General features: G+C 64.7%; 21 protein-coding genes. 4 read left to right on the forward strand and 17 right to left on the reverse strand.

Features of this window, described 5'->3' with window-relative positions:
- Positions 1 to 132: 132 nt before the first annotated feature.
- From BMI88_RS11215 to acs, 8 genes are all read right to left on the reverse strand, one after another.
- Positions 133 to 2,229: an exonuclease domain-containing protein gene (locus BMI88_RS11215; RefSeq protein WP_078548715.1), complete on the reverse strand. Its 2,097-nt coding sequence runs from the start codon at positions 2,227 to 2,229 to the stop codon at positions 133 to 135.
- Complete coding sequence (locus BMI88_RS11220; RefSeq protein ID WP_078548717.1) at positions 2,229 to 2,618, reverse strand: response regulator; 390 nt, start codon at positions 2,616 to 2,618, stop codon at positions 2,229 to 2,231. The genes BMI88_RS11215 and BMI88_RS11220 overlap by 1 nt, the downstream gene beginning before the upstream one ends.
- A gap of 4 nt (positions 2,619 to 2,622) precedes the next feature.
- Positions 2,623 to 3,159, reverse strand: a complete 537-nt coding sequence (locus BMI88_RS11225; RefSeq protein ID WP_078548720.1) for a hypothetical protein — start codon at positions 3,157 to 3,159, stop codon at positions 2,623 to 2,625.
- A 9-nt stretch (positions 3,160 to 3,168) separates the two neighbouring features.
- Positions 3,169 to 4,998 (reverse strand): DUF294 nucleotidyltransferase-like domain-containing protein, encoded by a 1,830-nt coding sequence (locus BMI88_RS11230; protein WP_078548722.1) that lies wholly within the window; start codon positions 4,996 to 4,998, stop codon positions 3,169 to 3,171.
- A 93-nt stretch (positions 4,999 to 5,091) separates the two neighbouring features.
- Positions 5,092 to 6,831: a sodium:solute symporter family protein gene (locus tag BMI88_RS11235; protein ID WP_078548724.1), complete on the reverse strand. Its 1,740-nt coding sequence runs from the start codon at positions 6,829 to 6,831 to the stop codon at positions 5,092 to 5,094.
- Between the two features lie 21 nt (positions 6,832 to 6,852).
- Positions 6,853 to 7,110, reverse strand: a complete 258-nt coding sequence (locus tag BMI88_RS11240) for a DUF4212 domain-containing protein (RefSeq protein WP_078548726.1) — start codon at positions 7,108 to 7,110, stop codon at positions 6,853 to 6,855.
- Between the two features lie 64 nt (positions 7,111 to 7,174).
- The gene (locus BMI88_RS11245; RefSeq protein WP_078548729.1) at positions 7,175 to 7,870 is read right to left on the reverse strand and encodes an adenylate kinase; all 696 of its coding nucleotides are present in this window, start codon (positions 7,868 to 7,870) and stop codon (positions 7,175 to 7,177) included.
- On the reverse strand, positions 7,867 to 9,834 hold the full coding sequence (acs, locus tag BMI88_RS11250) for an acetate--CoA ligase (RefSeq protein ID WP_078522619.1): 1,968 nt from the start codon (positions 9,832 to 9,834) through the stop codon (positions 7,867 to 7,869). Before acs ends, BMI88_RS11245 begins: the two co-directional genes overlap by 4 nt.
- Before the next feature lie 423 nt (positions 9,835 to 10,257).
- Between acs and BMI88_RS11255 the strand changes: the two genes are divergently transcribed.
- Entirely contained in the window at positions 10,258 to 10,755 is a 498-nt protein-coding gene (locus tag BMI88_RS11255) for a pyridoxamine 5'-phosphate oxidase family protein (protein WP_078548732.1), read from the forward strand.
- Positions 10,756 to 10,836: 81 nt separating this feature from the next.
- Here the strand turns inward: BMI88_RS11255 and BMI88_RS11260 are convergent, their stop codons facing one another.
- Positions 10,837 to 13,128, reverse strand: a complete 2,292-nt coding sequence (locus BMI88_RS11260; RefSeq protein ID WP_078548735.1) for a glycosyl hydrolase family 28-related protein — start codon at positions 13,126 to 13,128, stop codon at positions 10,837 to 10,839.
- Positions 13,129 to 13,381: 253 nt separating this feature from the next.
- Here BMI88_RS11260 and BMI88_RS11265 point away from each other — a divergent pair, with 253 nt between their 5' ends.
- Positions 13,382 to 14,236: a CHAD domain-containing protein gene (locus BMI88_RS11265; RefSeq protein WP_078548737.1), complete on the forward strand. Its 855-nt coding sequence runs from the start codon at positions 13,382 to 13,384 to the stop codon at positions 14,234 to 14,236.
- Here BMI88_RS11265 and BMI88_RS11270 read toward each other — a convergent pair.
- Positions 14,233 to 15,879 carry a lysine--tRNA ligase gene (locus BMI88_RS11270; RefSeq protein WP_078548739.1) on the reverse strand — a complete coding sequence of 549 codons (1,647 nt, stop codon included), beginning with the start codon at positions 15,877 to 15,879 and terminating at the stop codon, positions 14,233 to 14,235. The genes BMI88_RS11265 and BMI88_RS11270 overlap by 4 nt on opposite strands.
- A 105-nt stretch (positions 15,880 to 15,984) precedes the next feature.
- Here BMI88_RS11270 and BMI88_RS11275 point away from each other — a divergent pair, with 105 nt between their 5' ends.
- Positions 15,985 to 16,407 (forward strand): tellurite resistance TerB family protein, encoded by a 423-nt coding sequence (locus tag BMI88_RS11275; protein ID WP_078522614.1) that lies wholly within the window; start codon positions 15,985 to 15,987, stop codon positions 16,405 to 16,407.
- A 64-nt stretch (positions 16,408 to 16,471) separates the two neighbouring features.
- Here the strand turns inward: BMI88_RS11275 and dacB are convergent, their stop codons facing one another.
- Genes dacB through BMI88_RS11310 form a run of 7 tightly spaced genes read right to left on the reverse strand, consistent with a single transcriptional unit; the run spans position 16,472 to position 23,305 of the window.
- Complete coding sequence (dacB, locus tag BMI88_RS11280; RefSeq protein ID WP_078548742.1) at positions 16,472 to 17,899, reverse strand: D-alanyl-D-alanine carboxypeptidase/D-alanyl-D-alanine-endopeptidase; 1,428 nt, start codon at positions 17,897 to 17,899, stop codon at positions 16,472 to 16,474.
- A gap of 51 nt (positions 17,900 to 17,950) precedes the next feature.
- A complete protein-coding gene (locus BMI88_RS11285; RefSeq protein WP_078522612.1) occupies positions 17,951 to 18,568 on the reverse strand; it encodes a nicotinate-nucleotide adenylyltransferase in 618 nt (205 codons plus the stop codon).
- Positions 18,569 to 18,618: 50 nt separating this feature from the next.
- Positions 18,619 to 19,821: a GGDEF domain-containing protein gene (locus BMI88_RS11290; protein ID WP_078548744.1), complete on the reverse strand. Its 1,203-nt coding sequence runs from the start codon at positions 19,819 to 19,821 to the stop codon at positions 18,619 to 18,621.
- Positions 19,821 to 20,432 (reverse strand): heme NO-binding domain-containing protein, encoded by a 612-nt coding sequence (locus tag BMI88_RS11295; protein WP_078548746.1) that lies wholly within the window; start codon positions 20,430 to 20,432, stop codon positions 19,821 to 19,823. Before BMI88_RS11295 ends, BMI88_RS11290 begins: the two co-directional genes overlap by 1 nt.
- Positions 20,433 to 20,492: 60 nt before the next feature.
- A complete protein-coding gene (locus BMI88_RS11300; RefSeq protein ID WP_078548748.1) occupies positions 20,493 to 22,226 on the reverse strand; it encodes a DUF4153 domain-containing protein in 1,734 nt (577 codons plus the stop codon).
- A gap of 50 nt (positions 22,227 to 22,276) precedes the next feature.
- Positions 22,277 to 22,981 (reverse strand): HAD family hydrolase, encoded by a 705-nt coding sequence (locus BMI88_RS11305; protein ID WP_078548751.1) that lies wholly within the window; start codon positions 22,979 to 22,981, stop codon positions 22,277 to 22,279.
- A gap of 45 nt (positions 22,982 to 23,026) precedes the next feature.
- The gene (locus BMI88_RS11310; RefSeq protein ID WP_078542139.1) at positions 23,027 to 23,305 is read right to left on the reverse strand and encodes a DUF3572 domain-containing protein; all 279 of its coding nucleotides are present in this window, start codon (positions 23,303 to 23,305) and stop codon (positions 23,027 to 23,029) included.
- Between the two features lie 143 nt (positions 23,306 to 23,448).
- On the opposite strand from BMI88_RS11310, the gene BMI88_RS11315 reads away from it, so the two are divergent.
- Positions 23,449 to 24,843: a diguanylate cyclase gene (locus BMI88_RS11315; protein ID WP_078548753.1), complete on the forward strand. Its 1,395-nt coding sequence runs from the start codon at positions 23,449 to 23,451 to the stop codon at positions 24,841 to 24,843.
- Positions 24,844 to 24,928 lie beyond the last annotated feature (85 nt).

Genomic DNA, 24,928 nt, shown 5'->3' on the forward strand with positions numbered 1-24,928 from the left:
TCAATCAAGGAGAAGCAAAACAGCCTCTTCGCCTTGGCCAAAATATCCCGGGGGAATCTCCGGAGGAAATGGGGGCAGCGCCCCCTCTTCCTTAAGTCTTGTCGCCCTACGGCGACGGGGGGGGCAGCGCCCCTACCCGTTCAGATCCTTGATCAGCCGCCCGTGTTTGCGCAGCTCGGCCACCAATTCGCCGAAGGTCCGCAAGCCCCGCGCCTGCAGCGCCGGGAGCATCTTCAGGAAGGCATCCGCCGTGGCGACCGTGTCGCCGATCGCGGTGTGGCGCGCTTCCTCGGGGATGGTGATGCCGAGGCGATGGGTCAGCGCGTCGAGCGTGTGGCTCTCGGATTGCCCGAACACCACCGCCGACAGCAGCACCGTGTCGAGGATAGGGTGATCGAACCGTTCGCCGATCGCCACCTCCTTGCGATGCAGGAATTCCATGTCGAAAGGCGCGTTATGCGCGATCAGCACCGCCCCCTCGGCGAAGCGGTGGAAATCGCGCCCGACCTTCGCAATGTCCGGCGCGCCTTCGACCATCGCGTTTGAGATGCCATGCACCTCGGTCGAGCCGGGCGGAATCGGGCGCTTGGGATCGACGAGCGTGTCGAACACCTCGGTATCGATCCGTCGACCGTTGACGATACGCACGGCGGCGATCTGCACGATCTCGTCGCCCTCGGTGGGCAGCAGGCCCGTCGTCTCGGTGTCGAAGACGACATAGGTCAGATCGGTCAGCGGCGTGTCGGCGATCTCGGCCACGCGCTCGCGCGCGAGCAGGTCGAAATCATAGACCACCGCGCGCGGCACCGGCTTCGGGCGCTTGGTGACATGGCGCGCCTCGCGCAGCGGGATGCAGAGCCGCGCACGCGTGTCGCCCTGCTTCTCGGGCCAGATTTCGGCAGCATGGGTGGTCAGCACGCGATGCCCGGTGACGTCTTCCAGCCCCACATCGAGCGGCTGCTCGAGCCAGCCCTCGAGCTCCGCGATAGGCACCGGCGCGCCTTCCCATTCCAGCGCAATCAGCGCGCCGGGGCCGTCCTCGGTGATCTCCAGCCGGAAGTCGCGACGCCCCGTCAGCTTGCGCACCAGCCCCGCCAGCAGGGCCACCATCTCGAAGCCCTCACAGCGTAGCATCAGCCCCGCGGTGACCGGCAGGATCGCCCCGCCCTCGGCGGTCACCCGCGCGGCCACCGCCTGACCCAGATCGGAGGCGCGGATCATCGCGAGCGGCCACCAGTCGGCACGGTTCGCCTCGTGGCGCTCGAAGAACTCGTGGATCGCGGCGGAGAGGTGATGCGCCTCGGAATTGGCGGCCTCGCGAACCCGGTCGCGCTCGGGACCCGGCGCGGGGCCGTCATCGGCGGTCAGCACCCCGATCAGCGATTGCAGGGCTGCGGCAGGGCGGCGGATGCGGTCGAACAGCTCGTCCATCAGCTGCTCGCGCTGCGCATGGGAGGCCATATCGCCCGAGACATCGCGCAGCGTCAGCACATAGCCCGGGCGCGCGCTCAGATGGTGATCCTCGCCCTCCGACAGCAACCGCATGCGCGCAGCGAGCACCCGGCCCTCCGCCTTCGTCGAACAGAGCAGATCCGAGGCCGCATCCGGGTCTTCCGTCGCCAGAAGCCGGTCATAGGCATGGGCGATAGGCGGCTGGTTGAGATAGTCGAAGACGCGCCGATCCAGCCCCGGCGCATGGGCCGAGCCCAAGAGCTCCACCGCCTGCCCGTTATAGAAGGCCAGCTGATGATCCGCGGTGCAGAGCAGCACACCCACCGGCACGTCCGACAAGAGCGCCTCGAGCCGCTCCTTTTCCTGCGCGAGCCGCGTCGTCTCGCGCTGCACGGCCTCGGTCAGGGCGTTGCGGGTTTCCGACAGGTGGCGCGTGACCGAGGCGGCAGCCGGAGCCAGATCGCCCAGATAGCGCGCGATATCGGCGTCCATCTCGCCCTCGATCTCGGCCGTGGTACGGGCGCGCAGCATACCCGAGAGCCGCTCGATCGGCTTGGCCACGTTCTCGTCGAACAGAAACCAGATCCAGGCGATCAACCCGAGGATCACGAAGCCCGCAACCGCTCCGCCGATCACCATCGCATTCAGAAGCTCAGGGTCGCCAAGCCGGGTGAAGCCGAACCACAGCCCCGCCACCAGCGCCACCAGATTGCCGAGCGCCAAGGCGGCGAAGAACAGAAACACCCGGGTGCGCAGGGAAAGCCGGGTGAGGTCCATCAGGCCGTCTCCCCGTCGAGAATGCGGTGGACCTCCTCGCGCAATTCGCGCAGCTCGAAGGGTTTGGCGATGAAACCGTCGGCACCGAGCGCGAGGCCCTTACGGCGCTCCATCGCGGAGCCGCGCGCGGTCATCATCAGGATCTTCACATCGCCGAGGCCCTTGTCGGCGCGCACGCCTTCGCAGATCTCGTAGCCCGAGACCTCGGGCAGCATCACGTCGAGGAGCACCAGATCGGGGCGGGTCTCGCGGATTTTCTCCAGCGCGCCGCGCCCGGTATCGATCCGGTCATGGTCGAACCCCTCGCGGCTCATCAGATAGTCGAGCGCGATGGCGATATTGTCCTCATCCTCCACGATCAGGACGCGATGTTTCCTCCCCCCCGGCATGGTCTCATCCTCCTGCGCATACCGCTTTCAGCCCCGGGTCGTCGGGCGTGAGTTTCAGCCAGCCGCCGCCCGACAGCTCTCCGTCTTTCGTCAGCGTGGCCCCGTTCACCAGATCGGCGCGGCTGTCGGTCTTGCAGTCATAGACCGTCGGCACCGTCTGCAAATTCTGCCAGCGCCCGATCAGCAGCAGATCGGTCTCGGCCAGCTCTGGTTTGCCCGCCACCGGATGCTCCACCTTGCCGGCATCGACCGCCATGAAGCGGGTGACCATCGGCACCAGATAGGTCCAGGGCCGCCAGCCGACGCTCTCATCAATCTTCTGCAGCACCACGACCGTGTCGGGCATGTCCGCGCGCATCTTGGGATACCACGAATACTCGCTCCAGACCGTGTAGCCGATCAGCGCCGCCCCGACCGCTGCGGGCATCACCCATTTCGGCAGCTTCTCGCCGCGGAACTTCTTGCTCAGATGAGAGAGCAGGAAGACCACGAGAGCGGCAAGCGCGCCGGCAGCAAGGGTCGAGATGTAATCATTCGTCATAAGCTCTCCTCAGCTCATCGCGCCTTTGCCGTGACCGGCGGCCGATTGCATGGTGCGCACCACCACGAAGGCGTCGCGCAGATGCGAGCGTTCGAAATCGGACAGGTCCGAGGGTGCAAGATAATTGTCGGGCTTGCGCCCCGAGCGCGCGAGATGCGCCTGGTTCTCCAGCCGCATCGACGCGATCAGATCATAGGCCTCGACCAGATCGCGCGCGCCGGAATGGCTCAGCACGCCGGCATGTTCGGCCTCGATCAGACGGGCGCGGGTGTTCACTTCGGGCAGGCGCCCTTGCAGCGCGTAGACGCGGGCCAGATCGGTCACCGGGACCACGCCGTTATGCTTCATGTCGATATGGTTGCGATGCTCGCCCGAGCGGATCGTGGCGAAGCCCCGGATCAGACCCAGCGGCGGGTGATGCTTGAGGCTGTTGGCGATCATATGGGCCACGAAGATCGAGTTCTTCGACGCCTTCGCCAGGGTCTCTTCCTGCAACTGCTGGAACAGCCCCGCCCCGTTGCCGCCGATCGCGCGCAGATCGAACATCACCGAGGCGAGCATCTGCGCCTCGGGGTTGGGCTTGGCGATCCAGCCGCGGAAATAGTCGCGCCAGACGCGGACCGGCTGACACCAGCGCGGGTTCGTCGCCATCATGTCGCCGGGGCAATAGACGTAACCGCAGGCGTCCAGCCCGTCCGAGACGATCTTCGCGAGCTGGCGGAAATACTCCATATCCGCCTCGGTCACGGCGTCGTCGAGGATCAGGCAATTGTCCTGATCGGACACCCCGGTCTGCTCCTGGCGCCCCTGCGAGCCGCAGGCCAGCCACAGATAGGGCACGGGCGGCGGCCCAAGCGCCTCCTCGGCCATCTTCAGCAGGCGGCGCGTGACCGCATCGGCGATATCGGTGATCAGCCGGGTGATGACCTCATGCGCGTGATGCCCGCCCACGAGCTGCACCAGAAGCTGCGGGATGCGCGCGGTGACGGCGGCCATTTCCGGCACGGTCTCGGCGCCCGCCACATCGCGGATCAGCACGGCTGAGCTGACCGCCTGAAAGCGGGTCAGATCGGTCTGGGTTATCATGCCCACGAAGCGCCCGCGATCGGTGATCGGCAGGTGGCCGACGCGCTTTTCCAGCATGACATGCAGAAGGTCGGTGCCCAGCCCCTCGGGGGTCAGCGTCACCGGGTCGGGCGTCATCACCTCGCCCACCGGCGTATCGGGCGCGCGGCCTTCGGCCAGAACCTTGTTCGACAGGTCGCGCACCGTAACGATGCCCACCAGCGCACCCTCGCCATCGGTCACGCCGAGCGAGGAAATATGCGCATCGCGCATCTGCCGCGCAGCCTCGGTCACGGTGGTCTCGGGCGCGCAGCCCATCGGTTCCTGCGCCAGAAGATCGGCGATCTTCATCGTCGCGATGGAATTGGTGCGGGTCTCGCCACCGCGCACGCGGTTGAAGAAGCGCGCGAAGGCGGGGGCGTTTTGCGACAGCTCGCGGAACTCTTCGACCGGCAGTTCCAGCAGCACGGTCTCGGCGGTGGTGCGCGCGGTGGTCGCGGCCAGACCGTCGCGCATCAGCCCGCGCTCGCCAAAGGTGTTGCGTGCGCCGAGGATCGAGACCAGCGCCCCGTTCTGATCGGTGACTTCGACCGCTCCGCGCTTGATCAGGTAGATGCCCTTGAGCGGCTCGCGGTAGGAATAGACGGTCTCGCCCGCGGGCAATTCTCTGCGGCGGAAGGAACTGGCGACATGCTCCAGCTCGTTGCGCGACAGATTGTCGTAAGGGTGGACGCCTTCGAGAAATGCGAGGATCGGGGTCAGATCGGCGGCCATGATCTTTTCCTTTGGGTGGTGGCGGCGCCCCGAGGGGCGCCTGCCGAAGCTTCAGAGGTCGGGACGAGGCGAACCCCGTCCCGCGCCGCTGTCTTAGTGGTCGACTGCCGCACCGGCGCCTTTCGGCACGCGGATCGACTCGACGAGCTCCTGGATATCTTCCGGGGTCTCCTTGGTCGCGTTCGACACGACATAGGCCACGATGAAGTTCAGGACCGCGCCGATAACCCCGAAGGAGGTCGACTTGATCGAGAGGATCATCGGGTTCGCATCCGTGAACGTGTTGGTGTCCGGGATGAAGAACCAGCCCTTGTGCAGGAAGATGTAGATCAGCGTGGTCGCGAGACCCGTGAGCATACCTGCAACCGCACCGGTGTTGTTGATGCGCTTAGTGAAGATGCCCATCATCAGCGCCGGGAAGATCGACGACGCTGCCAGACCGAAGGCCAGAGCCACCGTCTGTGCCGCGAAGCCGGGCGGGTTCAGACCCAGATAGGTCGCGATGACGATCGCCACGGCCATCGAGATACGGGCGGCCAGAAGCTCGCCTTTTTCCGAGATGCCCGGGTTGATCTGCGACTTGATCAGGTCATGCGAGACCGCCGACGAGATTGCCATCAGAAGACCGGCAGCCGTCGACAGAGCCGCAGCCAGACCACCAGCAGCCACCAGCGCGATCACCCAACCCGGCAGGTTGGCGATCTCAGGGTTGGCAAGCGTGATGATGTCGCGGTTCACGCTCAGTTCGTTGGTGTCGCCCGCATTGTACTCGATGCGGCCGTCGCCGTTCTTGTCGTCGAAGGTCAGAAGACCGGTCTGGGCCCAGTTGCGCACCCAGGAGAGGTTCTGATCGTTCTCGATCGCGGTCATCTCCACGGCCGGCTGACCGACGCCGTTCGGGTAGAAGGTCGAGATCAGGTTCAGACGCGCCATCGCACCCACAGCCGGAGCGGTGAGGTAGAGGAGCGCGATGAACACCAGCGCCCAACCCGCCGAGGAGCGCGCATCGGCGACCTTCGGAACGGTGAAGAAGCGCACGATGACGTGCGGCAGACCGGCGGTGCCGACCATCAGCGTCATGGTGAACAGGAACATGTTCAGCGTGGTGTCATGCTGGCCGGTGTAGGACGCGAAGCCCAGATCGGAGACCAGACCGTTCAGCGTGGTCAGGATCGGCGCACCGGTGTTGACGTCGTTCGAGAACAGACCCAGACCCGGGATCGGGTTGCCGGTCAGCTGCAGCGAGATGAAGATCGCCGGGATGGTGTAGGCGATGATCAGCACGACGTATTGCGCAACCTGCGTGTAGGTGATGCCCTTCATGCCGCCGAGAACCGCGTAGAGGAACACGATCGCCGCGCCGATGAAGAGGCCGGTGGTGTTGTCCACTTCGAGGAAGCGCGAGAACGCAACGCCCACGCCGGTCATCTGACCGATAACGTAGGTGATCGACGCAACGATGAGGCAGACCACGGCCACGGTGCGCGCGGTTTGCGAGTAGAAACGGTCGCCGATGAATTCCGGCACGGTGAACTTGCCGAACTTGCGCAGATAGGGCGCAAGCAGCATGGCCAGCAGCACGTAGCCACCGGTCCAGCCCATGAGGTAGGCCGAAGTGTCGTAACCGCCGAAGGCGATGATGCCCGCCATCGAGATGAACGACGCGGCCGACATCCAGTCAGCGCCCGTAGCCATACCGTTGACGACCGGGTGAACGCCGCGACCGGCGGCGTAGAATTCCGACGTGGAACCCGCACGGGCCCAGATCGCGATGCCGATGTAGAGCACGAAAGTCGCGCCGACCACCAGCAGGTTGAGGGTAAACTGATCCATGTCCCTCTCTCCTCCCTGAGATTATTCTTCGACGCCGTGCTCGCGGTCCAGTTTGTTCATCCGCCACGCATAGGTGAAGATGAGCACCAGGAACACGAGGATCGAGCCTTGCTGGGCGAACCAGAAGCCGAGATCAGTGCCACCAATTTTGATGCCTGCCAGCATCGGGCGCAGCACGATACCGAAGCCGAAGGACACGATGAACCAGATCACCAGAGAGATCTGGATGGTCCGGATATTCGCCTTCCAATAGGCGTTGGACGAGGATTTGTCCGCCATGAGACTAACTCCCTTTTAGTTTCTCTCCAGACGGGCCCCTCATGGGCCCGCCCCTCCCCAAAAATCAGGCCGAGACGCGCTTTACGATCGACCCAAGACCCGAGGCGATCTCGTCGATGGAGCCCATCGCGTTGATCTCCTCGAGAACACCGAGCGCCTTGTAATGGGCGATCAGCGGTGCCGTTTGCGCGTGGTAGGCCTCCAGCCTCGCGCGCGCCGTCTCGGCATTGTCGTCGGCCCGGCGTTTGAATTCCGTGCCGCCGCATTTGTCGCAAACACCCGCAACTTCGGGCTGTTTGAACTCGTCGTGATAGCCTTCGCCGCATTTGGCGCAGGTGTATCGGCCGGCGACGCGGGCGATCATCGCCTCGTCGTCGACCTCCAGGCTGATCGCTGCGGTCACCGACTGGCCATTCTCCTCCAGAAGACCGTCGAGCGCCGCAGCCTGACCGGCGGTGCGCGGGAACCCGTCGAGGATCACCCCTTTCGCAACATCCGGTTCAGCCATGCGATCTTGCAGGATCGCCAGAACGATCTCGTCCGAGACGAGGCCGCCCTCCTCCATCACCGCTTTCGCGGCGAGACCGGCCTCGGTGCCCTGAGACACCGCGGCCCGCAGAAGATCGCCCGTCGAGAGCTGCACGAGGCCGAAGGTCTCTTCGAGCATCCGCGCCTGCGTGCCCTTGCCCGCGCCCGGAGGGCCGAGAAGGATCAGAACGGCAGGCTTGGTCTGCGTCATGGTCGTGCTGTCCGACATCATTTGTTCCCGCGATTTTCGATCAGATCATCGACGACCGACGGATCGGCCAGCGTCGAGGTGTCCCCGAGCGACCCGAAATCGTTCTCGGCGATCTTGCGCAGGATGCGGCGCATGATCTTGCCCGAACGGGTCTTCGGTAGGCCCGGCGCCCATTGGATGATGTCCGGTTTCGCGATCGGACCGATCTCGGTGCGCACCCACTTCTCGAGCTCCTTGCGCAGCTCGTCGGAGGGTTCGACATCGTTCATCAGCGTGACATAGGCGTAGATGCCCTGCCCCTTCAGCTCGTGCGGGTAGCCGACCACGGCAGCCTCTGCCACGGCCTGATGCGCGACCAGCGCGGATTCGACTTCCGCCGTGCCCATGCGGTGGCCCGAGACGTTGATCACGTCATCGACGCGGCCGGTGATCCAGTAGTACCCGTCGCTGTCGCGGCGGCAGCCGTCACCGGTGAAGTAATAGCCCTTGTACTGGCTGAAATAGGTCTCCTGGAAACGCTCGTGGTCGCCCCAGATGGTGCGCATCTGACCCGGCCAGCTGTCCGAGATGCACAGCACGCCTTCGGTCTCGGTCTCGTCCTGCTTCACCGCGGTCTGCGGATCGAGCACGACCGGCTTCACGCCGAAGAACGGACGGGTCGCCGAGCCGGGCTTCGTGGGCGTCGCCCCCGGAAGCGGGGTCAGCATGTGGCCGCCGGTCTCGGTCTGCCAGAACGTGTCCACGATCGGGCATTTTCCCTTTCCGACGTACTTGTCGTACCAGGCCCAGGCTTCGGGGTTGATCGGCTCGCCGACCGAGCCCAGTACCTTCATCGCCGAGAGATCGTATTTCTCGACCCATTCCGGCCCTTGGCCCATCAGCGAGCGGATCGCGGTGGGCGCGGTATAGAACTGGTTGACCTTGTGCTTTTCGCACACGGCCCAGAAGCGGCCCGCATCCGGATAGGTCGGCACGCCTTCGAACATGATCGTGGTCGCGCCATTCGCGAGCGGCCCGTAGACGATGTAGCTGTGGCCGGTGACCCAGCCCACATCCGCGGTGCACCAGAACACGTCGCCATCGTGGTAGTCGAACGTGTATTGCATCGTCATCGCGGCGTAGACGAGATAGCCGCCGGTGGTATGCACCACGCCCTTCGGCTTGCCGGTCGAGCCCGAGGTGTAAAGGATGAACAGCGGATCTTCCGCATTCATCGGACGCGGCGGACATTCGGGCGAGACGTTCTCCATCATCGCCTTCACGTCGACATCGCGACCGTCGATCCACGAGGTCTGGTCGCCGGTATGCTTCACGACGAGGCAGCGCACCTTGTCCGAGCAGTGCAGCAGCGCCGCGTCGGCATTCGCCTTGAGCGGCGTGCGACGGCCACCGCGCGGGGCGGTGTCGGCGGTGATGACGACCTTGGCGCCCGAGTCGTTGACACGGTTGGCCAGCGCGTCGGGCGAGAAGCCCGCGAAGACGATCGAGTGGATCGCGCCGATACGCGCACAGGCGAGCATCGCGTAAGCCGCTTCCGGGATCATCGGCAGATAGATCACGACGCGGTCGCCGCGCATCACGCCCTGGCTCGAAAGCACGTTGGCGAAGCGGTTCACCTTCTCGGACAGCTCCTTATAGGTGATGTGCTGCGCCGGGGTTTCCGGATCGTCGGGCTCGAAGATGATCGCGGTCTGGTCGCCACGCGTGGCGAGGTGACGGTCGATACAGTTCACGCTGGCGTTCAGCACGCCGTCCTCGAACCATTTGATATCGACATGGCCGAAGGTGAAATCGGTGTTCTTCACCTTGGTATACGGCGTGATCCAGTCGAGGCGCTTACCTTCGCGGCCCCAGAACTTCTCCGGATCGGTGATCGATTCCTGATACATCTCGCGATATTTCGCGGCGTCGGCATGGGCGTTCTCGAAGCCCGGCGGGACCTCTTTGACCTCTGGAACCTGAGTCACCTTGTCTTGCGCAGTCATGAGCTTCCTCCCAGCAATTTCGCATTGCGGCACGGCGTGTCCGCATGTCGCCCGCGTGATAGTGCAGGCCCTCTACCCCGCGCCACTGTAACTCAAAGGTTAAGATTCATGTAACCCCCTTTATACGCTACATATTTCTGTAAATTTTTTGACACCGATTGCGCTAACGCTGTAAATGCACGGAAATGAGGCAGAAAATAGGCGAGCCAATTCAAGTGCTTGCCTGTAGCGTTTCCGCTCGGACCCGACTGAATTTGAAAATCGACCGCACGGTTAAAATCATGCCGCAGCTGCGACGAGACGAATCGGACGCTCAGAATGATTCGGCGCGCGACCTTCCGTTACGGCATCCTGTGGATAAATTCGACGATTGTCGCCCGCAGGCCCGCGCCCTACCATCGCGCCGCCTTGAAGGAGCCTCCCATGCCACAGCCGACCCCGCCGACCAACCCGATCCGTCCCACGGATGCCGAGGCCCGCGCCTTGGCGCAAAGCCTGATCCGTGAAGCCCGGTTCGGCGCGCTTGGCACGCTCGACCCGGATACGGGCGCGCCGGTCGTGACACGCGTCGCCCTCGGCCCCGGCCCTAAGGGAGAGCTGTTAACCTTCGTTTCCAGCCTCGCAGCACACACGACCGCCCTGCTGCAAGACCACCGGGCCGGGCTATTGCTCGGCGAGCCCGGCACAAAAGGCGATCCCCTCACCCATCCCCGCCTCTCGCTGCAGGTCGAGGCGCATGCCATCCACCGCGACGATCCCGCCTTCCCGGCGATGCGCGACCGCTGGCTCTCCGATCATCCGAAATCGAAGCTCTATATCGACCTGCCCGATTTCTTCTTCTTCGATCTCCGCCCGATCTCGGCCAGCCTCAATGGCGGCTTCGGTCGCGCCTTTCGTCTGACATCTGCCGACCTGACATAGAAACGGCGCGCGAGACCTTCGTCCCACGCGCCGTCCCGCCAATCCGTCCGCCCCGGCCCGGACCGGCTCCGCTCACATCGTTCAGATCGGGTTATCCATCCGCAGCGTGACCTGCAGCCGACCCTTCGCTGCCTCCGGCCAGTTCACCGTGATCTGGTTCTTGGCCGCGCCCTGCTCCACCGCGACATAGGGCATCGCGTCGATCCGCGCCCCCGAGCCGTCGCGAACCATGCCCTCGGCGATCAGGCTCTGCACGTTGCGCGCCCAGCCCCCGAAGGGCAGATACTCGCTCGCATCCACCGTCCAGACCGATTGCGCCGTGGACTGGTTCACCTCGACCATCACCGGGTTCTGCGAGATGTCGTTGATCGCGTTGAACATATTCGCCTCGAACACCACGTTGCGCACCCGCGAGCGGTCGATATCCGCGAAGCTCGTGTCGATCTTCTCGATCCGGTCGACACTGCCGTTGAGCGACTTGAACACGTTGTTCGTCACGCTCAGCCCCTGGATGAAATGCCCCGGCCCGTAGGGTTTGATCGACAGCCAGGTGAACCACGGCGCGACATTGATGCACACGCAGGTATTGCCCGTCACCGTCAGCCCGCCAAAGCTATATTCGCTCGCGAAATCCGGCTCGGCGTCATGCTCGTTGGTCCACTCGATCACCGAGTTGTCGATGTAATTGCCGGTCACCGCCGACTGCACATTGGTCTGGGTAAAGACCAGCCCCGCCACGCGCACGCCGTTGCTTTCCTCATCGCCCTGAAACCAGTGATTGCCGACGATCAGATGCCCGGAGCCATTCAGCACGAAACTCGTCCCGAAGCGTACGAAGCGCGAGTCGCGGATCTTGCTGTCATTGGCATTGACGTTGAGCACCATCGACTTGCGATCCTGCGCGGGCACCAGCATCTCGTCCGACAGGAACTGACAGCCATCGATCAGCAGATCCTGACACCCCCGCCCGATCGAAGTGATCGCGCGATCCTTGGGCCGCACCACATAGCTGTCGCGGATCTGGAACATCTGCCCGTCAGGCGCCAGCATCACGCAGCTCGCCGCGCCGTTGCAGAGGAATTCCACATTGGCGATGTTGAACCGGTCGAGCTTCTCCATCCCCGAGAAATCCAGCACATATTGGTGGCGCGTAAACGTGTAGGTCCGCGTACCCGACCCGCCATAAAGCGGCTGCGAAAGATACAGGGTCTGCACGCCGATATTCTTCGACTTCACATAGACCTCGCGCCCGACTCCAGTGCCGGTGATCCGCGCGCCCACCGGGATGTTCGCGATATTGGCGACCGAAGTCAGCTGCATCGACTGGCTCACCGAATAGCTCGCCTGCGACGTCACCACCTCATCGTCCCAGGCAGAGCCCGCGATCACGTTGATCTGCCCGTTCTGCAGAACCCGGCGGTTGGAAAAGCTCGTAAGGTCCGGCGCGATCTCCTCGATGCGGATCGGCTCGGTCACCTCGACGCGGCGCCCTTTCAGGTCCAGCACGTTGTGATCCGTATAGCCGAACAGCGCCTGTAGCGCCTTCTTGAACCCCGCCGACTCATCGCCGAACGCCGCCGCATAGGTCGGAAAGTCGAAGGACGACATCAGCGCCAGTTTCGCTGCGACCGGCATCACCAGCGTGCCCACGAACTCGACCGGCGACGAGATCGAAATCGTGCGGCCCAGGTAATACACCCCCTCCGAGACGAAAACCTTGCGCCCGTTCGCCGCCTGATCGGCCGCGTTGAACGCCGCGACATTGTCGGTCGTCCCGTCGCCCACCGCGCCGTAATCTTTCACATCGACCCAGCCCATCAGGTCGCGCAGGAACGCCTCGGTCACATCCTCGATCTCGATATCGTCGATGCGCACCACGCCGCCATTCGCGCCGGTTAGGTCCAGCCCGAAATGCCCGTAGACCGCATCCAGCCCCCACGGCATATCGACACCGTCGCGCGAGCCGGTCCCGACGATCGCCGACACTTCGACCACCGCGCCATAGCTTTGCAGCGCGACCGTCGGACCGACTTCGACCACGCCGCTCACATGGGCACCCGACCCCGTCGCCGCATAGCCCGCGACGCGCACCTCCGGCAGGTTGCCGCTGACCGCCTTCAACCGCGCCCGGATGCGCAGATAGGTGCCCGGCAGGATCGGCGTGTCGCCCATGTAGCGCAGTTTCTGCACTGTCTGGGTCTTGAGCATCTCCAGACAACCGCCGAAATCCGCATCCGCTGGAACCAGCACGGCATTGCCCGTGCTCTCATAGGTCGTGGAGCCCGGCGTGCCATCCTCGCTCGACCATTGATCCAGCCCTTCGGCGAATGCGGGCGGGGTCAGCACCAGCCCTTCGGTAATCGCGACGTTCATCTGCAATCCTCTTGTCCATGTTCCCACCCGCGCGCCCCTTGCCATGCCAATTGCGCGCCGGGACCGACCGAAAGCGCCCGCGCTTCGGCCCGAACAGAGCTAGAAGGAAAGGTTAAAGAAGACCTGAGAGGGCCGTTCGCAGCCTCCGGTCACGGCCTGCGCTCCCGCTGCCCCTCCCGCTTCGCAGGTGACAGCGTCATGCGCCTGACATATCCTCGCGCCACATCGGGTGAGCAGCCAAGAGGAGCCGCAGATGGTTTACGCCATATCCCCCGACGACAAGACCCCGACGAAAGCCCTGCGCCGCATCGCGCGCAGCGAGCTTGGGACAGCCGTTAAACTGGCCGGCAAGCCCGACCCGTCGGTTCACTCCCTTCGCAAAGCGATCAAGAAGACCCGCGGCCTGATCCGCCTCGTCGCGCCGCATTTCTCCGATTTTCACAAGGAGAACGATGCTTTGGCCGAAGCCGCCCGGGGCATTTCTGGCCTGCGCGACGACGAGGTGATGCGCGCCTCGCTTATCCGGCTCGGGCGCGAAGGGCCTGATCTCGACGGTGCGTCTGCCGCCCGTGCAATGCTTGACGCGCTGCCCGCGACCCAGCCCCCGAAGGAAGGCGACATCTCGACATTCGCGAAACGCGTCACGGAAATCCGCAAACGCGCGAAGGATTGGGACGTCACCGAAAAGGGCTGGCCCGCCTATGAGGCCGGATTGCACGCAACGTTGAAAGATTGCCGCAAGCGTCTGAAAAGCGCGCAGGAATCACGCGCTGGCTTAGACCTGCACCATTGGCGGACGCGGGTGAAGCAGCACTGGTATCACACCCGCCTGCTCGCCCCGATCTGGCCAGAAATGCTGCATCCGCGCGAAGACGCACTCGACACTTTGGGGGAGTTGATCGGCGACCATCACGACCTGCATGTGCTCGAGATGAAAGTGCCAGAGCATCTCGACCCCGAAAGGGCCGAGGCTTTGCTTGCACTGATCCGCACCGAATCCGCCCGACTGGAGGCCGAAGCCTTCACCCTCGGCGCCAGGATATTCGCCGAGCCCCCCGAGCCGCTTTGCGACCGCTGGGGGGCTTGGTTCGATCTCTGGAAAGCTTAGTCGACCAGTTCGCCCGCCAGCGCCCGCTCGATCAGCGCGACGGTCTCATCGACACCGTAAAGCGCGATGAACCCGCCGAAACGCGGCCCTTGGCTCTGGCCCAGCAGCACCTCGTAGAGCGCCTTGAACCAATCGCGCAGGTTCGCGAATTCGTGGTTCTTGCCGACCGCGAAAACGACCGTCTGAAGGAACTCGTCGCTATGGAAATCGGCCTCCGGCAGCGGCTCTTCGTTGCCGGCCGCCGCGTTCTTGCGCGCGATCTGGTCGAGCGCCGCCTCTTCCGATTTCAGCGCCTTGGCCAGATCTTCCAGCGCGGCACGTTCGGAGGCGTCGGGCGCGCGGAAGACCAGCGTGGGTTTCACGAAATCCTCGAAATACTTCAGCGCGAAGCCTGCCGCCTGATCGAGATCGGGATTGCCTTCCGGGCTCGCCTCGGGCGCGTAGCGCTTGATGAAGCCCCACAGCCCTTCCTTCTCGGTCGCGCCCGCGACGCTCGCAAGATTGAGCAGCATCGCGAAAGGCACCACCATCCGGCTCTCGGGAGGATTGCCGCCGTGGATGTGCCAGACCGGGTTGTTCACCTGCTGCTCGATCGGCTGATCGGGATAGGCGCGCAGCTGCTGGTGATATTCGTCCACCGCCTTCGGGATCACGTCGAAATGCATCCGCTTCGCGGTCTTCGGCTTGAGATACATGAAGTAGCTCAGGCTCTCCGTCGCCGCATAGGTCAGCCATTCGTCGATCGACAGGCCATTGCCCTTCGACTTCGAAATCTTCTCACCATTCGCATCAAGGAACAGCTCGTAGGTGAAGTGCTCCGGCGCACGCCCACCCAGCACGCGGCAGATGCCGTCATAGATCGGCGTGTTGGTCGAGTGGTCCTTGCCATACATCTCGAAATCGACGCCGAGCGCGGCCCAACGCATCCCGAAATCGGGTTTCCACTGCAGCTTCACATTGCCGCCCGTGACCGGCAGAGTCCATTCGCGCCCGTCCTCGTCGTCGAAGGTCACGGTACCGTCGCGCGCATTGACCTCCTTCATCGGAACGTAGAGCACGCGGCCCGTCTCGGGATGGATCGGCAGGAAGCACGAATAGGTCTGTTGACGCTCTTCGCGCAGCGACTTCAGCATGATTTCCATGATTTGATCGTATTCGTAAGCCGATTTGATCAGCATCTCGTCGAACCGGCCCGACTTGTAGTAATCGGTCGCGCTCGCGAATTCATACTCGAACCCAAAGGTGTCGAGGAAACGGCGCAGCATCGCGTTGTTGTGGTTGCCGAAGCTGTCGAACTCGCCGAAGGGATCGGGCACCGAGGTCAGCGGCTTCTGCTCATGCTGGCGCAGCATGTCCTGATTGGGCACGTTGCTCGGCACCTTCCGCATCCCGTCCATATCGTCCGAGAAGCACAGAAGCTTCGTCGGGATATCCGAGATCACCTCGAAAGCGCGACGGATCATCGTGGTGCGCGCAACTTCGCCAAACGTGCCGATATGCGGCAGACCCGACGGCCCGTAGCCCGTCTCGAACAGGACGTAACCCTTTTCCGGGTCCCGTTTCTCGTAACGCTTGAGCACCCGGCGGGCTTCCTCGAAGGGCCAGGCCTTGGATTTCATCGCAGCGTCACGCAAGCTCGTCATTGCATACCTCATGAAGGCGCCCCGTGCGCCCAGTCGCGCCTGACCTATTGAAGCGGAGGGGGACAGTCAATAATTAGCACTCGAACACTATCAAGGAGCTCCCACGTGCCCGACGTTCTCGCCTCGCTTTCGCCCCAAGACGCGCTCGTCGCCGTGATGGTCGCGATTTCCGCCGCCGATGAGGACGTGCCGACCTCCGAACTCGTCGCGATCGAGCGGATAGTGAACCACATGCCGATCTTCGCGGGCTACGATTTCGACCGCGTCTCGCGGGTCTCCCGCTCGGTCTTCACGCTTTTCGAAGAGGAAGACGGGCTCGAGGCGCTGTTCGGCCTGATCCGCGACGCGCTGCCCGAGCATATCTTCGAAACCGCGTATGCGCTCGCCTGCGATGTGGCCGCCGCAGATGGCACGATCCGTCAAACCGAACTACGCCTCTTGGAAGAAATTCGCGGTGAGTTGGCGATCGACCGGCTGCACGCCGTCGCCATCGAATGGGGTGCAAAAGTGCGCCACGTCACGCTCTGATCGGACGATAGAGTCCCGGCGAGAAAACCTGACGACCGCCCCGCCGCCCAGGCGGAGCGACCCCTCAGCCGTAAATCCCGGCCCAACGCTCCAACAGCTGGCTCTGCAGGATTTTCGACGCCCGCACCCATTGGACCTGCCCCGGCGGGCGCGGCGCCGAGCCCGCACGACGACGCCGGTTTAGATCGGCGGTGAAGATCGCGAAGACAAGCTCGGTGCCATCCGGCGCGGTCATATAGCCCGCCAAAGTCGAGACGAAATTCAGCGTCCCTGTCTTGGCATCGACGCGGAATGGCTGGGCTGGCATGTTCTTGCCCGTCGCATCGCGCAGCTTGAATGGCTTCATCAAACTGCGCAGCCCCATCGGCGCACCGAGATTGCGCAGCGCCGCCACCATGTCCTGCGGCGAAAGCTCGGCATCGGCCCGCAGCCCGGAATGGTCGGTGAACCGGGCCGAGCGCGCGCCCGTGCGCTGCTGCAGCCATTGGGTCATCGTCTGTCCCGACTGCTTCAGGGAGTTCCCCGCGCCCAGCCGCTTGCTGACCGTCATACCCACCGCTTCCGCGGTGATATTGGTCGAATATTTCATCATCTCGCGCAGAACCGGCACAAGCGGATCGCTGCCATGGCTCACCAGAACCGTGCCGCCGGGCAGGTTGCGTACCTCTTCCGGCGCGGGCAGCGGTGTGCCCTGAGCGCGGGCCAATGTCTGGAACACGTCGCCCGCATAGGCCGCCGGATGGCGCACCGGCAACCACCGGCTTCCGCCCCGCCCCAAGGCCGCCGAGGCGACCGTCCAATGCTCGACCCCGCCGCGGTCGGAATAGGTGAAGGTGGGCGAGGAGCGTTTCGCGATCGACGCCTTCGCGGTATAGGCCTGCGGCTGCACGTCGCGCCCGCGCGCATCCATGCTCAGCGCCCAGCCCCCACCGGAGCGGCGCCACTGGAAATGCACGCGATTGAAGTTCAGCATCAGCCCGGAGATCGACGGGTTGTAGCCCGCGAAAATCGGCTGATCGTTTGCAATCTCGTTCTTGTAGGGCAACGCCCCGGCCCAAGTCAGAAAACGCCCCGTGACGCCCTGCACGCCCTTCGCCGCCAGCGACTTCGCCATCGCGTTCAAATCGTCAGTCGTCAGCGTCGGATCGCCCCCGCCCGCGAGGATCAGATCCCCCTGAATGCGCCCGCCAGAGATCGGGCCGGTCGCGATCAACTGCGTGCCAAAACGGAAATCGCCGCCCAGTTGCTCCATCGCATAGAGCGAGGTGATCGACTTGAGCGCGGAGGCGGGCGGCATCGCTTGGCCTGCATTGCGCTGTTCGAGGATCTGGCCGCTCTTCAGGTCCGCGACGACATAGCCCACATCGCCGCTGAGCCCGGCCATCCGGACCAATTCGGCTGCCGCGACCGTCTGGCCGAAGCCCGTTTTCGGAGTGGCGAAAAGCGCGGCGCCACCCAGCAGTGCAAAGCGGCGCGATATCGATAGTGGCATGGCGATTCCTCCCTCGGCGTCAATCCGAGCGTAGCGCGCCCCGCACCGTCTTCAAGCGGGTGTCGATGCCCGCCAGCCGCCTTTCTCGCGAATTTCCGTGGAGGAAAGAGACGACATCGGAATGTTGACGAAGCACCAGCGCGGCGCCGGTCCGTCGAGGAGGCGCTGCGAGGCGACCGCGGGCAATTCGGCCCCCGCATAAATGCGCGCCGCGCGCGCCCAGCGCCCCGGCATCCGCCAGCCCGGACGCGCCAGCACACCGACCGGCACGCTCTCCATGATCGTGCGCCAATGATCCCAGCGGTCGAACTGCACGAGGTTATCGGCCCCCATCAGCCACGCGAAATCCACGCCGGGATAGAGCGCACGCAGCCGCGTTATCGTGTCGGCCGTGTAACGCGTGCCGAGCCGCGCTTCGAGGTCGGTCACCACCACGCGCGGATCGCCCCCAAGGCTCGCCCGCGCACTCGCGATCCGCTGATCGAGCGGCGCGGGCCCATGCGCCTTGAGCGGGTTGCCGGGGCTCACGATCCACCAGACCCGATCAAGATTGAAGCGGCGCAGCGCCTCACGCGTGATCAGGACGTGACCTTCATGCGCCGGATCGAACGACCCGCCCAGAAGACCGATGCGCTGTCCGGCGCGGGCATAGGGAAATCCTTGTCTCATGCGCTGCCCTTACCCGAAGGCGACCGGTCAGGAAAAGAGCGTTTGTTCGGCTAACGCGCAGCGCCGGGTGACGTCGCCGGCCCATCCTCGACGTTTTCGACAGGCCCGGACCCAAAACGAAGGCATCCGCGCCCTGCGGTCTTCGCGGCATAGGTCGCCCGGTCGACATCACTCTGCAGCGCCTCGATCTCGAGGCTCTCGTAGTCGCGCGACGACACAGCGCCGAGCGATCCGGACACCAGACATTCCTGCCCCCGATACCATTTCGGCGCTTCGAGCTGTTCGATTATGCGTGCCGCGAGCGCGCCGATCTCCGTACGGCTCGGGTCGCCACGCAAGAGAACGAGGAACTCGTCGCCGCCCATGCGCGCGACCAGATCGCCTCCGCGCACGCTTTCGCACAGGTTGCGGGCCACCAGTTGCAACACGAAATCCCCCGCCGCATGGCCTTGCGTGTCATTGATCGTCTTGAAGTGATCGAGGTCGACCTGCAGCAATGCGAAATTCGCCAGCCCGTTCGTCGCATGATCGACGGCCCTGGCAAGCGCCTGAGCCATTGCCCGGCGGTTGGCGAGTTTCGTCAGCGGATCGCTCAGCGCCTGATCTTCCGCCGCTTTGCGCGCCTGATCGAGCCGCCCGGTCAGGGCCCGCAACTCTTCCAGCACGAGCGATTTCGCTTCCTGCAGATACAGCATTTCCATCGCGAGATCGGCGGCGGAGAAATCATGTTCGGTCAGGTCGAATTCCGCCACGAGTTCACGCAGGTGAATACCGAAGCTGAAATTAAGGAGCATATCGCCCCCCGCCCGCGTCGGCGCGCGCCCCGGAACTGGCGGACCCGTATGGCTCACCAGTGCGCCGCGCAGGCTTACCTGTGGGCGCATGCGAAGGATGACATGCAGCATCTCCTCCGCCGTCATGGCCCCGAGGGAGCGCCCGCAGCGCCCGATCTGGCGATCGCAATCAACAGCCCCGCAACTTGAGCGCAGTTCTTTCGGGCACATCCGTACCGCCCCGCCGCGCCGCGCGACCGAGAAAAACCGCGAGAACGGCGCGCCGACGATCTGGGCTTCCGGCACCCCCAGAACCTTGCGCAACGTGCGCCCGACCCCAAGGATGCAGGCCCGCTCGTCGAGCCAGAGAAACATCGGCAAAAGCCCGGTCAACAGCGCCAGCCAATAGGCGTGCGCGCCCCGATCGGCGGGTGGCTGCGCGGCCAGTCTCGTGACAGTGTTCTCGCCCGGCACGCTCATCAGACCTCACCAATCATGCGCGCGAGGGCGAACTGGCGCGCCTCGGCATGGGTGGCGTCGAGCAGCTGGATCGTCACGGTCTCCGCCATCGGGTCGGGGTCGCGCAGATCGCTCCCGGCGACACGCGGCGGCACCTCGATCAGCGCGAGACTGCCATAGTCATCCGCCATCGCACGCAGTATCCCCGCCAGCACCGCCCCCCATCCCGGCAGATCCGCGGCGACGCGCAGACGGAACTGCCCCGACTGGGTTGCGGCCAGATGCAGGTCCGGCAGCTTGAGATCGGGAAGCGCCATGCGCGCGCGGTCATTCAACTCGTTGAGCGAGTTCAGAAAACCGCGATAGTCGCAGCCGCCGTAACGTAGCAGCCGCCGCACCGCTTCGCGGCTGCACAGATGCGCCCCAAGGTCTTCCAAAAACTCGGATCGCGCCCGCCCCAACTCGTCGCAGGCGGCATTGATCAGCCGCAAGGTCTGCGCATCGTCATATTGCAGCAGGGGTTCATAGCTCTCGCCCGGCAAATCCGCGCGCCGCCGCACACGCGCGCAGAGCGCCGCCCCGTGAGTGTCGGTCAGAAACGTCTCGATAGAGCGGTTGATCAAGCCGAGCATGTGCCCTCCTGACCGCCACGCTAGCGGTCAGAAGTTAACAAAGCTCCAAATTCGCCCGGCTCAGCGCGACAGCGGCAAAAGACGCAGCCCACCGGCCTCAAGCGCCATGATCCCGCTCGGGGCCAGCTGCATCTCACCACGTTTGATCGCGGCGATGACAGGGGCCAGATCGACGCGGAAGCGCGGCTCGCCCTGCGCATCGACGACGCTGCCCCAACCGATCGAATCCCACGCGCCTTTCGACTGCCGCAGCACGTAGATCGCATCGCGGTCGGGCAGATGCAGCAGCACCATCGCCTCGTCGCCGGGAACATCCGAAAGAAAATCGGCCTCAATCAAAGCGCAATTCGCCGCCGCCCCCTCGGCCGAGGCGCAAAGCCCCGCCGCAACCTCGGGCGCGCGCGCGCGGATCGCATCGAGCAGCGCATCCTCGGGCGCTTTCGCACCGGGCGGCAGCACGAGATCCCGGCGCAGTTGGGCCCGCGCGGCGCTGGCACCCTCCGCCCCATCCGCAGACGGGCTCAGACGGGCCAAGGCCGTTGCGAGTGCGCGGTCATCACCGGCTTGCGCTTCCAGCTCCGCGAAGGCCGCCTGCCCGGCAAGCCCCCAGTGGTTCTTCAAAGCGTAAAGCGGCAAAGCGCCTGCCGTGATGCGCCCCTCGCGATACAGCGCCAGTTGCGAGCGCGCAGCCACTCCGTTCGCATCCAGCACCGGCGTCAGCCATGCCAAAGCGGCAAGCAGCAGGACACCCGCCATGGCGATATTGATCCGCCGCAAGCGCACCATCCAGCCGCGCCCCAGCAGCACCGACCCGGCATATCCCAGCGCATAGCCCGCCAGAAGCACGATCAGCACCGCCTGCGCCACGCGTCCCGGGGTCCAGCCTTGCGCGGTGACGCTTTGCCATCCGGTCCAGGCCGCCGCCCCGACCAGCACGGGCAGCACCAGCGCCAAGCCTTGAGCCGACAGGCGCAAGACCCGCGCACGGACGGCACTTTCATCGTCGCGCTCAATACCGATCGAGATCAGCGTCACCGCCGCCGCGGCCATCGCCAGCAGCGTCTCGATCTGCGAGAACCCGATCAGCGAGACCTCCCCGCGGCGCGCAATGAACCCAGCCACAAAGATCACCGCGACCAGAAGCACAGGCGGCAGCAACAGCCTCAGAAGCCGCAGGATCAGGGTCGGAGAGATCATCTCCTCCAGCTCGGTCACCACTGCCAGCCCGAGCCCGAGAATGCCGCCCGAGACTGTAAAGGCGAACAGCTTCTCCCGCAGAAGCTGGCGCAGAAAATCGAGGTCCACACTCTCGAGCAACCGCGCCGAGAGATAGAGGACGAGCCAGACCATCCCGAGGAAAATACACGCGGCGGCATAGCGCACCACGATATTCCAAGCATGCAGGAACAGCGCCGGATAGTCGCTCCAGGCGTGCGAACCGCCCTGCGCCACGGCCATCGCGAAGGGCATCGGCAGCATCGCCAGAACCGAAAGCGCGAGCAGCTCGTAAGGCATGTAGCCCGCCAGCGACTCGCTCGCAGCATAGCCAAGCGACGCCCACCATCCGAGCAACGCGACCGGAACCGCAATCATCGCCGCCGCGCCGAACGCCCTGCGCCAGCCGATCTCGCCCAGCATCGCAAGCGCGGTCGCGAAGAACACCGTGCCCAGAACCGACACGCCGAATTGTCCGTGCGCGTCAATCGGAAGCCGTTGCTGCAACTGGTTATCGAGTGCCCAGAAGAACATGCCCGCCAGCAGCCCGAGCAGAATATGTTGCAAACGTAGTTGCATGCGTCCCTCTCCTGTCTTGCGCGAGGCTCCCGCGCGTCTGACGCGCCTTGTTAGCCCGCGCGCTGAGCGAGCCAGTCGGGAAGCCCCCCGATATGATCGAGCACCGCATCAGCGAGCGGGGCCAGATCGGCCCGCTCCGCCGGTCCGCTCAGCACGCCGATCGCAATCATCCCCGCCGCACGCGCCGCGTGCAGGTCATGCTGGCTGTCGCCGACCATCACGACCTCGGCCGGGTCCAGCCCCAGCGAATCCGCGAAGGCCAGAAGCGGGCGCGGCGTTGGTTTCGCCCCGTGCCCGCTGTCATAGCCGATAATCCGGTCGAAAAGATCGGTGATGCCCGCCTGTGCAGCATGCGCCCGCGCCGAGGACTCGGCATCGTTCGTACAAATGCCCAGCTGCAATCCGCGTCCGCGCAGATCGGACAGAAGCGCAGCAAGCGGCACCGGCTCCACCAGAGGCACGTCATGCGCCGCCTGCTCCAGTTCGAGCACCAGATCATCGAGCGACCGTCCCGGAAGATGCGGCAACAGCAGTTCCGCCGCCTCCCGAACCGTGCCCGCGATCACCGGCGAGTGCGGCTCGAATTCTATCCGATTGAGGTCGAATCCGATTGCCGCGGCAAGCCTACCAGCCTGCTGTGGATCCTTTGCCAACGCCTCGATCTGCAGCTTCGCCCAAGCGCCCCATGTCGCGTCGAAGTCGAAAAGCGTACCGTCCTTGTCGAACAGCACCGCCCGTATCTTGCCGCCTGCCATCTGCGATCTGCCTCCCTTTGCGGGCAGATTGCCCAAAGCTGCGCGTCAGGTCCAGTGGCGCAGATCGCCGCGCCCGAGAACCGCGCGCGCCTGCATCAGCGCCTCGGGCTGCACACCAAGGTCCTGCGCGCAATCCAGGACCACCTGATCGTCCTGCAGAACATGGTCGAGAACTCCTGCAAGGAAGTCCGGATCGCTCGCCTGCGCCCGCAAATCGTCCACGCTCGCCCCGGAATTGGCGAGGAACGCGCCGATCAGATCTTCGCGACCGGCAAGCCAGCCGAGGGTCTGCAACGCGAGCGTATGAGCGTTTTCTTGCCGCATGACGGGTCCTTCTTTGTCGGGGAGAAACGCTTTGTTAACCTATCGACCGCTAAGGTCAAGAAAAGGCGCGATGAGAAGCTGGCGCAGTCGGGAACCGCCCGATGCAAGCCGCACCGCGCCGGAGGTTGAAGGAGTAGCGTTATATGCCGGGATCGATCCTCATCGTGGATGATGTGGCGACCAATCGCATTGTGCTTAAGGCGAAGCTGACCGGCGCGCGCTACAACACGCTGCAAGCCGCAAGCGCGGCGGAGGCGCTCGCCCTCGCCGCGGCGCAACGGCCCGGCCTGATCCTGCTCGACGTCGCCTTGCCCGACATGACCGGAGAGGGCCTCATTGCCCGGTTGCGGGCGAACCCGCGGACCCGGCGCATCCCGATCATCGCGATGACGGGGCGCGACACGCCGGAACTGCGCGTGACGCTGCTGCAGGCCGGGGCGAATGAGGTGCTGGCCAAACCCTTCGACGAACTTGTCCTGCTCGCCCGACTGCGCAGCCTGATACGCGCCCATGTCGGCGACGAGGATTCGGCGCTGCGCGAACAGACCTGCCGGGAACTCGGTTTCGCGGAGGCCGCGAGCGACTTCGTCCCTCTCGCGCGGATCGCTCTGATCGCGCCCAGCCCGTCCGAGGGGCTGCGCTGGAAATCCGCGCTCGCGCCCCTGCTGACGACGAATCGGATTTTGCTGACCAGTTACGACGAGCCCTGCGGCGACGATCCCACCCGTCGCACCCCCGATCTATTCGTGATCGGCGCAGACCTCGCGCAGCGCGGCGATGGGCTACGGCTGATGTCGGAATTGCGCTCGCATCCCGAAACGCGCCATGCGGCGATCCTGATCGCCAGCCAGCCCGACGCGCGCGAAACGCAAGCCAGCGCGCTTGATCTGGGTGCGGATGATCTGCTGCCCGCCGAGATGTCGACGCCGCTCGCGGCAAAGGAAGCCGCACTCAGGATTGGTGCGCAGCTCCGCCGCAAGCGCCTGTCCGATCAACTGCGTCTCTCGGTCGACGAAGGTCTGCGTCTTGCGCTGGTCGATCCGCTGACCGGGCTGCACAATCGTCGCTACGTGAACGCGCATCTGTCGCGCATGTCCGAGCGCGCGCGCCGCACGGGCCATGGCTATGCGGTGATGCTGCTCGACCTCGACCGTTTCAAATCAGTGAACGACACCTATGGCCACGGCGCGGGTGACGAGGTGCTAGCGAGTATCGCCCGCCATCTGCGCCAAAGCCTGCGCGACGTCGATCTCATCGGTCGCATCGGCGGCGAGGAGTTTCTCGTAGCGCTGCCCGACAGTTCTCTGGTCGAGGGTTGCCGGATCTCGGAACGGCTCCGGCACGAAATCGCACAGAGCAAGATCACGCTGCCCGACGGACAAATGACGCAGGTCACCATTTCGATTGGCCTCGCCTTCGGCGGCACGCGCCATGACGATCCTCAGCATCTTATCGACGAGGCGGATGCGGCGCTTCTCTGCGCCAAGGGAAGCGGTCGAAACCAAGTGTCCCTCGCCCAGCACACAAACGCGGCCTGACCCGAAATAGAAGGGTCACGCCGCGCTCGGGCAGGTGATGAGACTGAGGGTTGGCGATTTTCCAAACGGCGAATGGTGATGCCCC

This window comes from Thioclava sp. F36-6, assembly GCF_002020305.1.
GTDB classification, from domain to species: domain Bacteria; phylum Pseudomonadota; class Alphaproteobacteria; order Rhodobacterales; family Rhodobacteraceae; genus Thioclava; species Thioclava sediminum.